At 29.3% G+C, this 9,008-nt stretch carries 7 protein-coding genes; 6 read left to right on the top strand and 1 reads right to left on the bottom strand.

Annotation, left to right across the window (positions count from 1 at the left end; genetic code table 11):
• Positions 1 to 131 precede the first annotated feature (131 nt).
• The 3 genes from nrdG (at position 132) to Q5O44_RS14420 (ending at position 3,094) form a co-directional block, all read left to right on the top strand.
• Positions 132 to 635, top strand: a complete 504-nt coding sequence (gene nrdG, locus Q5O44_RS14430; protein WP_022169158.1) for an anaerobic ribonucleoside-triphosphate reductase activating protein — start codon at positions 132 to 134, stop codon at positions 633 to 635.
• Between the two features lie 105 nt (positions 636 to 740).
• Complete coding sequence (locus Q5O44_RS14425; protein WP_022169157.1) at positions 741 to 1,550, top strand: hypothetical protein; 810 nt, start codon at positions 741 to 743, stop codon at positions 1,548 to 1,550.
• Between the two features lie 176 nt (positions 1,551 to 1,726).
• Complete coding sequence (locus tag Q5O44_RS14420; protein WP_022169156.1) at positions 1,727 to 3,094, top strand: citrate/2-methylcitrate synthase; 1,368 nt, start codon at positions 1,727 to 1,729, stop codon at positions 3,092 to 3,094.
• Between the two features lie 68 nt (positions 3,095 to 3,162).
• Here Q5O44_RS14420 and Q5O44_RS14415 read toward each other — a convergent pair whose 3' ends face one another.
• On the bottom strand, positions 3,163 to 4,017 hold the full coding sequence (locus Q5O44_RS14415; protein WP_022169155.1) for a GNAT family N-acetyltransferase: 855 nt from the start codon (positions 4,015 to 4,017) through the stop codon (positions 3,163 to 3,165).
• A gap of 217 nt (positions 4,018 to 4,234) precedes the next feature.
• Here Q5O44_RS14415 and Q5O44_RS14410 point away from each other — a divergent pair, with 217 nt between their 5' ends.
• From Q5O44_RS14410 to Q5O44_RS14400, 3 genes are all read left to right on the top strand, one after another.
• Positions 4,235 to 5,962, top strand: coding sequence for an ABC transporter ATP-binding protein (locus tag Q5O44_RS14410; protein WP_022169154.1), 1,728 nt, complete (start codon positions 4,235 to 4,237; stop codon positions 5,960 to 5,962).
• Positions 5,962 to 7,731, top strand: a complete 1,770-nt coding sequence (locus tag Q5O44_RS14405) for an ABC transporter ATP-binding protein (protein ID WP_022169153.1) — start codon at positions 5,962 to 5,964, stop codon at positions 7,729 to 7,731. The genes Q5O44_RS14410 and Q5O44_RS14405 overlap by 1 nt, the downstream gene beginning before the upstream one ends.
• A 176-nt stretch (positions 7,732 to 7,907) precedes the next feature.
• Positions 7,908 to 9,008 (top strand): NAD(P)/FAD-dependent oxidoreductase (locus Q5O44_RS14400; protein ID WP_302638248.1); only part of this gene is annotated, 1,101 nt, incomplete at its 3' end.

Raw genomic sequence — 9,008 nt, 5'->3', positions numbered from 1 at the left:
ATAAGAATATACTATATTTAGTTTAGTATTATTGAGTAAAGAGATTTACTAGTCAACAGGGGCAAATATAGTGTACACTTAAAATACTAAGTGGTAAATCACAGCTAAAGATTAAAAGGAGAAAGTTGATTATGAAATATGCAAAAGTAAGGAAGTTCGATATTGCAAATGGACCTAAGGTGCGCACCACTTTATTTGTAAGTGGATGTACACATAATTGTCCAGAATGTTTTAATAAAGATCAGCAAAGCTTTCAGTATGGTGAGCTTTGGACTGAAGAAGTGGAAGAACAATTTCTTTCTTATGTAAAAAACCCCAATGTTCATGGAGTGAGTATTTTAGGGGGAGAACCTATGCAACAGTTAATGGATGATTCCTTATTAAAACTGTTAACTAGAATAAAAGAAGAAACCAATAAGGAAATATGGCTTTGGTCAGGATATACTTATGATGAGATAATAAGTAATCCAAGGAGAAAGGAAATATTAGAACAAGTTGATGTCTTAATAGATGGTCCATTTAAGGCTGAAATGAAAAATTTAAGTTTAAAATATAGAGGATCTGAAAATCAAAGAGTTATTGATGTGAAAAAATCATTACAAGAGAATAAAGTTGTTTTAATAAATGCAATATAAAGATGTAAGAGGACACTTACATCTTTTTTTTATAGGCTTTATATCTGTTGACAATAAATGTAAATAAATATAACATAAATTATAGTATGAGATGGAGGAGATTAAATGAGTGGTAAATTTAGAAGAATGATTATAATTATGCTCATAAGCATATCAATGATACTCTTAGTAAGTTGTGGAACAATGGAAGTTAGTACAAATGTAAAAGTAAATAAAGATGGAAGTAGTAATACAGTATTTAGATTGGTTTATGATGAAAGTATAAAAAAAGTGGTAGGAGATGGATTGTTACAGCAGGTATTAGGTACAGAGACGGAAATTAATGTGTATTCACAAGATAATAATACTGTTGAAGAAGCTACAATTATAACGCCTAAAATAGATATAAAGGATTTATTAAAATCTAATACTTTAAACATAAGCAATTTCTCATATGATGATGGTGAGTTTATTAAGTATGATGTGAAAAGAGAAAAAGGATTTTTAAAGGATAAATATAAAGTAAATATAGGACTTACTAAAGATTTATTGGCAGAAATAGATTCTAATATTGAAAATGAAGTAAGTAATAATATCAATAATTATATTACACCAGAAATACAAAAATATCTGTATGGCGATGTAACTAGTTTTTTAACTGGAAATGTAACAAACACCATCAAAAATTATGTGGCACAAATACCATATGAGTTAACAATTTCCATACCTTTTAAGATTACAGAAAGTAATGCAACAGCAAAAATTGATGATTATACAGGAAAATGGAGCTATACTATAAAAGATTTAAATACAAATACAGAAGTAATTTTATCGTTCTTTGCACCAAATATAATTAATATTGGTTTAATTATATTAGGAGCTGTAATAATTGTTTTAATATTAATAGTATTATTAGTAAGGCATAGAAAAAGATAATAGTGAAAAGCTGATAAATATGACTAATATTTATCAGCTTTTTAAATATATATGTAACTGAATAAATTAAATAAATGTGAATTTTTCAATAGTTTATTTGAAATAAAGAGAAAAAGTGGTAATATATAGTAATATACAATATATGTAAAACAAAAGGGGGCAAATTGTAGAGTATTATGGTAGAAAGAAATTTTTCAGAAATCACACCAGAAATTAAAAAGCTGGATAAAATATGTGAGAATAATAGCAGGATAGATCCAAAGTTTTACTCTAAATATAAGGTTTTTAGGGGGCTTAGAGATTTAGAGGGAAAAGGTGTTTTAACAGGTTTAACAGAAATATCTGAAGTGTATGCAAAAAAAGAAGTAGATGGCAAACTTATTCCTTGCCATGGACAGTTGTTTTATAGAGGTATTAATATTGAAGATTTAGTTAAAGGATTTATAAAAGAAGATCGATTTGGTTTCGAAGAAACAGCATATCTTTTATTACTTGGAGAATTACCAAATAAAGAGCAATTAGAAGAGTTTTCAGAAATATTAGCTAGCTATAGAAGTTTACCAACATCTTTTGTTAGAGATATAATAATGAAAGCACCAAGTTTTGATATGATGAATACTTTAGCTAGAAGTGTACTTACACTGTATTCTTATGATGAAAATCCAAATGATATATCCATATCTAATGTTCTTAGACAGTCATTACAGCTAATTTCAATTTTTCCATTGCTATCTGTTTATGGATATCAGGCGTATAATCATTATCATAATGAGGAAAGTCTTATTATACATACGCCTAACACAACATTATCCACTGCAGAAAATATTTTATATATGTTAAGACCAGATAGTAAATATAGTAAATTAGAAGCAAGAATATTAGATTTGGCACTGGTATTACACGCAGAACATGGTGGTGGTAATAACTCAAGCTTTACAACACATGTGGTATCGTCATCAGGAACAGACACATATTCAGTTATAGCCGCTGCATTAGGGTCATTAAAAGGACCTAAGCATGGTGGAGCTAATATAAAGGTAATGCAGATGTTTAAAGATATGAAAGAAAATGTTCATGATTGGGAAGATGAAGAAGAAATAGCTATGTATTTAAATGCACTTTTGAATAAGGAAGCTTTTGATAAATCAGGTTTGATATACGGAATAGGACATGCTATATATTCAGTTTCTGATCCAAGAGCTAAAGTCTTTAAAGGATTTGTAAAGAAACTTTCAGAAGAAAAGGGGCTTACAAAGGAGTATAATTTATATGAAACAGTTGAAAGGTTGGCACCAAAAGTAATTGCAAAAAATAGAAAGACTTATAAAGGTGTAAGTGCTAATATAGATTTTTATAGTGGTTTTGTATATAGTATGTTAGGACTTCCAGAAGAATTATATACGCCTATTTTTGCTATGGCACGTATTGTAGGGTGGAGTGCCCATAGAATTGAAGAGTTAATTAATGCAGATAAGATAATAAGACCTGCTTATATGAATGTATTAGAAAGACGACCATATGTGGAAATAGATAAGAGAAAATAATAAAATCAATTATAAAGTTAGCATGGCAAAGAAGTGGATATCTTACCATTTCTTTGCCTATTGTTATATTAATTAAGTCGAAAATCATAACTATTATCAAGTATTTTATAACCAATTTTCCTATAAATTCTATTGGATATTTGATTAGATTTGTCTACACAAAGAGTACAGAATTTATTACCTGATTGCAGTAGGAGCTTACTTAAATTAAATACTACCGCTGAACCATATTTCTTCTTTCTAAAAGCTTCATCTGTATAAACTAGATTTATACAAATACCATTTTGTAGTTGTCTTGTAGCAGCGGCCATAGAAACAGCTTGTTTATTTTTATTTTCAAATATATAAACCAATCCATGTGATATTTTATCCTTCATAAATGATGAAGCAATAGAAATATCAATGAGTTCATTGGTGGCGTCTAAAGAAAATTGACAAAACCATTTAGATAATAAAGGGAGATCTTCAAGGGTAGCTTGTCTAAAGTTTCCTTCTGGCAAAATGATATCGTTTACTTCTGATACCTCCATAATATTCATAGCTAAGCGTTCAGTAAAGTTGGCCTTGGTTAATTTTTTATAATATCTTATGAATGTTTCAGATATAGTTTTGCAGGCATTTATACCGTAAATCCTAATATTATTATTAACTAAATACTTTGCTAAGAGTTTTACTGCATCTACATTAATAGTTTCATTAGGTGTATAGGCAAGAAGGTTATAGGGTTGGTTATTTAAAAATATTAAAGAAACCTCATTATTTTCATCAATGACTTTGCCTACATGTAAAGTATCATTTGTGGCTAAATCCTTTTTGCTTAAGGCAGTAAATATCAATAATTGATTAACAGCTTCATCTTTTAATAATAGTTCTAAAGTATCATCTATAAAGTCTTTCATTGATGAATAAGTTATAACTTTCATATGAATGCTCCTTTCTTTAAATACTTTATGATAATTTAATTGTAACATATTTACAGCAGACCTGACCTTAATAAATTTAAAAAGTTTATTAATATTTATGAAAATTAAGGAAGAATTAAACTTAATAAGATATATAAAATTTAATTATTGACACAAAATAAATAAGTAGATATGATACTAAAGACTGATGGAATAATAATGAAAAGGAGATGAATAAATGAAATTAATATTAAAGTATTTAAACAGATATAAAGGTTTAGTCTTATTGAATATGCTTGGTGTATTAGGTTTTGCTTTAGTTGAACTGGGCATACCTACAATAATGGCTACTGTCATAGATAAAGGTATAGCCTATAATGATATAAGCTATATAAAGAGAATGGGTATTGTTATTGTGATCATATCTGTGCTAGGTGTTATGGGTTCAATACTCTTAGGATTTACTTCAGCAAAGATTTCCACCAGTGTTGTTAGAGATATAAGAAATGATATATTTAAAAAGTCTCAAGAATTTTCTCATAGTGAATATGATAGATTTGGTATATCATCAATGATAACTAGAACTACCAATGATGCCTTTCAAGTTATGCAATTTACCAATACTATTTTGAGAATGGCAATGATATGTCCTATTATGTTTATCATAAGCGTATTCTTAATTTTATCAACAAGTGTGAAATTATCTGCTATTTTATCAGTTACCTTACCACTTATTGTTTTAGGAGTATATTTAATTGCTAAGACATCCCATCCATGGTCTCAAACACAACAAAAGAATTTAGATAAGCTTAATAGAATATCTAGAGAAAATTTAACAGGAATTAGGGTTATTAGAGCTTTTGGTAATGATGATTATGAGAGAAAGAGATTTAAAAAAGTTAATAATGCATATACTTCCATTTCAAAAAAGCTATTTAAGCTTATGTCAGTGGCTCAACCTACTTTCTTCTTATTATTAAACTTAGCTATAATAGCTATATTCTGGATGGCTAGCAAAATGATAAATGTCGGCTCATTGCAAGTTGGGCAATTAGTTGCATTTATAGAGTATTTATTTCATGCAATGTTCTCTTTAATGCTATTTTCTAATGTTTTTGTTATGTATCCTAAGGCACAAGTTTCAGCAGAAAGAATACAGGAAATATTAGATGCAGAGCCTATGATTAAAAATCCAGAACAAGGAATTACTGAAACAAATAATGAAGGAACATTAGAATTTGAAAATGTTACATTTGTTTATCCAGATGGAGAAGAATCAGTAATTAAAAATGTTTCATTTAGTGCTAAAAAAGGTGAAACTATTGCTTTTATTGGTAGCACAGGAAGTGGAAAGTCAACACTTATTAATCTTATACCAAGATTTTACGATGTAACAGAAGGAAGTATAAGAATTGATGGTATTGATGTAAGAAAGTTTAATTTAAAAGCATTAAGGAAGAAAATAGGCTTTATAAGACAAAAGAATTTATTATTTACTGGTACTATAAAAAGTAATATAAAATTTGGTAAGCCTCATGCTACTCATGATGAAGTTGAACATAGCGCGAAAATTGCACAAGCGTATGACTTTATTACAAATAAAGAAAAGGGCTTTGATGAACCTATAAGTGAAGGTGGATCTAATGTATCAGGTGGACAGAAGCAAAGATTATCAATAGCTAGAGCCTTAGTAAGAAAACCAGAAATATATATATTTGATGATAGTTTTTCAGCCCTAGATTTTAAGACAGATGCTATTCTTAGAAAAGCTTTGAAAAAAGAAACTACAGATGCAATTGTTTTAATAGTAGCTCAAAGAATAGGTTCAATAATGGATGCAGATAAGATAATTGTATTGGATGAAGGTAAAGTTGTAGGTGTTGGCAAGCATAAGGAATTGTTAAAAACTTGTAATGTATATCATGAAATAGCATTATCACAACTTACAGAGGAGGAACTTGCATAATGAATAAGATAAAAGATACAATTAGAAAAATAGCCCCCTTTGTAAAAAATTATAGGAAAGGGTTTATTTTTGCTATAATACTGATTATTTCAGCAGCTGTATTTACAGCTCTTGCTCCAGCGGTGGAGGGTCTTATAATAACTCAACTTACAAATGATTCTTTTAATATAATCAAGGGTGTTGAAGGTGCTAGTGTAAATTTTAAATATATACTAAAAATATTGATAATTCTTGTATGTGTATATTTAGGTAATGTATTATCAACTTATGGGGCAAGTTTTTTATTAACTAACTCTATCCAAAATAGTATGAGAGACTTAAGAGCAGCAGTACAGGATAAGATTAGAAGGTTACCAGTAAGTTATTTTGATGGAAACAGCTATGGTGATGTATTAAGTAGGATTACTAATGATATTGATACTATATCAAATGCTTTGCAGCAAAGCTTAAGTCAGGTAATAAATTCTATTTTATCAGTTTCATTAGCACTAATTATGATGTTTAGAATAAATGTAAAAATGGCTTTTGTGGCAGCACTGATAATACCATTAAGCTTTCTTGTATCAAAAATTGTGGTAAATAAATCACAAGGTTATTTTAAGGCACAGCAAGATGCTTTAGGGAAGTTAAATGGAACTGTACAGGAGATGTTTACAGGCTTTAATGAAATAAAGTTATATGGTAAAGAAGAAAGTGCCATAAATGAATTTGTTGAAATCAATAGTAAATTACAAGCTTCAGGCTTTAAAGCTCAATTTATTTCTAGTACCATGGGGCCTTTAGTATCACTGGTAAGTTATCTTGGTATTGCAGCCATTGGAATTATGGGAGCAATTACAGCAGTAGCTGGTAGAATTACAGTAGGTAATCTACAGGCTTTTATAAGATATATTTGGCAAATAAATCAGCCATTATCACAAGTAACTCAATTATCATCAGCAATACAGTCAGCTTTTGCAGCAGTAGATAGAGTCTTTGAAATCTTAAATGAAGAAGAGCAAATTCCAGATAAAGAACAAAGTGTAAAACTAGATGAGCCAAGAGGAAATGTAAGTTTTGAACATGTAAGATTTGGTTATCATGATGATAAGATATTAATTGATGATTTAAACGCAGAAATTAAAGCAGGACAAATGGTGGCAATAGTTGGACCAACTGGTGCTGGAAAAACTACATTAATAAACTTGTTAATGAGATTTTATGAACTTAAAGGCGGATCAATAAAGATTGATGGAGTAGATACACGAGATATGAAGCGTGAAGATTTGCGTAGTCTTTTTGGTATGGTATTACAAGATACATGGTTATTTAATGGAACCATTGAAGAAAATATAAAATATGGTAACTTTAATGCCAGCAAGGAAGATGTTATTTTAGCAGCAAAAATTGCTAATGTACATCATTTTATAAAAACATTACCAGATGGTTATGATATGGTATTAAATGAAGAAGCATCCAATATATCACAGGGAGAAAAGCAGCTACTTACCATTGCCAGAGCAATACTTTCAGATCCAGCTATTTTAATATTAGATGAAGCAACTAGCTCTGTAGACACAAGGCTTGAGCTTATGTTACAGCAAGCTATGCAGAATGTAATGAAGGGAAGAACAAGCTTTGTTATAGCTCATAGGCTTTCAACTATAAAAAGTGCTGATTTAATCCTTGTAATAAAGGACGGTAATATAATTGAACAAGGAAATCATCAAGAGCTTATAGCTAAAGGTGGTTTTTATGAAGAGCTATATAACAGTCAGTTTGCTGAGTAATTGTGAAAGATAATTCAAAATATAGACAAACGTTTACAGTGGTGATATAATCATATTATGATAATAAAATATTAGTGCAAGAGAAGTAGAGTCAAGTACAAAAATAAAGAATAGTTATATTCTTATTTTTGTCTTGGCTTTTTTTTGTATGTAAAAATAAAGGGGAAGTGAATTTTATGTATGATGTAGCCATTATTGGTGCAGGTGTTATAGGAGCATCAATTTTTAGAGAATTAACTAAATATGATTTAAAGGTAGCATTAATTGAAAAGGAAAATGATGTAGCAATGGGAACAACAAAAGCTAATTCAGCAATAGTTCATGCAGGGTATGATCCAAAAGTAGGTACATTAATGGCTAAGTACAATGTAAAAGGTAATGAAATGTTTGAAGAATTATGTAAAGAGCTATCTGTACCTTTTAAGAGAAATGGATCTTTAGTATTGGCTTTTGATGATGAAGATATGAAAAAAATAAATAATTTATATATAAATGGTAATGAAAATGGAGTTAAAGGATTAAAAATTCTTAATAGAGATGAAGTCTTAAAAATGGAACCTAATTTGAATAAGAACATAAAAGGAGCATTGTTTGCACCTACTGGTGGAATTGTTGGTCCATTTGAGTATACTTTGGCTTTAGTTGAAAATGGGGTGAAAAATGGTGGCGAAATTTTACTTAATAGTGAAGTGAAATCTATAAAGAAGGATTGCACATTTGTAATAGAAACTACTGATGGTAAAGAAGTAACTGCCAATTATGTTATTAATGCAGCTGGAGTATATGCAGATAAAATTCATAACTTAATTTGTAGTGAAAGCTTTAAAATACACCCTAGAAAAGGTGAATATTATGTAATGGATAAAAGTGAAGGTGCTTTAGTAGAGCATACTATTTTTCAATGTCCATCAAAATTAGGTAAAGGAATACTTGTTACTCCAACAGTACATGGAAATCTTTTGGTGGGACCTAATGCAGTTGATTTAGAAGATAAAGAATCATTAAGTACTACAGGAGATGGTTTAAATGAAGTTAAAAAAGAAGCATTTAAAACTACTGAAAAAATTAATTTTAGAAATGGAATAAGGACTTTTGCAGGTTTAAGGGCTATTCCAGATACTGATGATTTCATAATAGAAGAAAATAAGGAAATTAAGGGATTTATTGATGTTGCAGGTATAAAATCACCAGGATTATCTTCTGCACCTGCCATAGCAGAAGATGTAGTAAACATTTTAATGAGCAGTGGTTTAACTTTAAAAAGAAATGTTAACTTT

Origin of the sequence: Clostridium sp. CAG:221, assembly GCA_000435835.1 — a bacterium.
Lineage (GTDB): Bacteria > Bacillota > Clostridia > Clostridiales > Clostridiaceae > Clostridium.
This window is presented reverse-complemented; position numbering and strand designations above follow the sequence as displayed.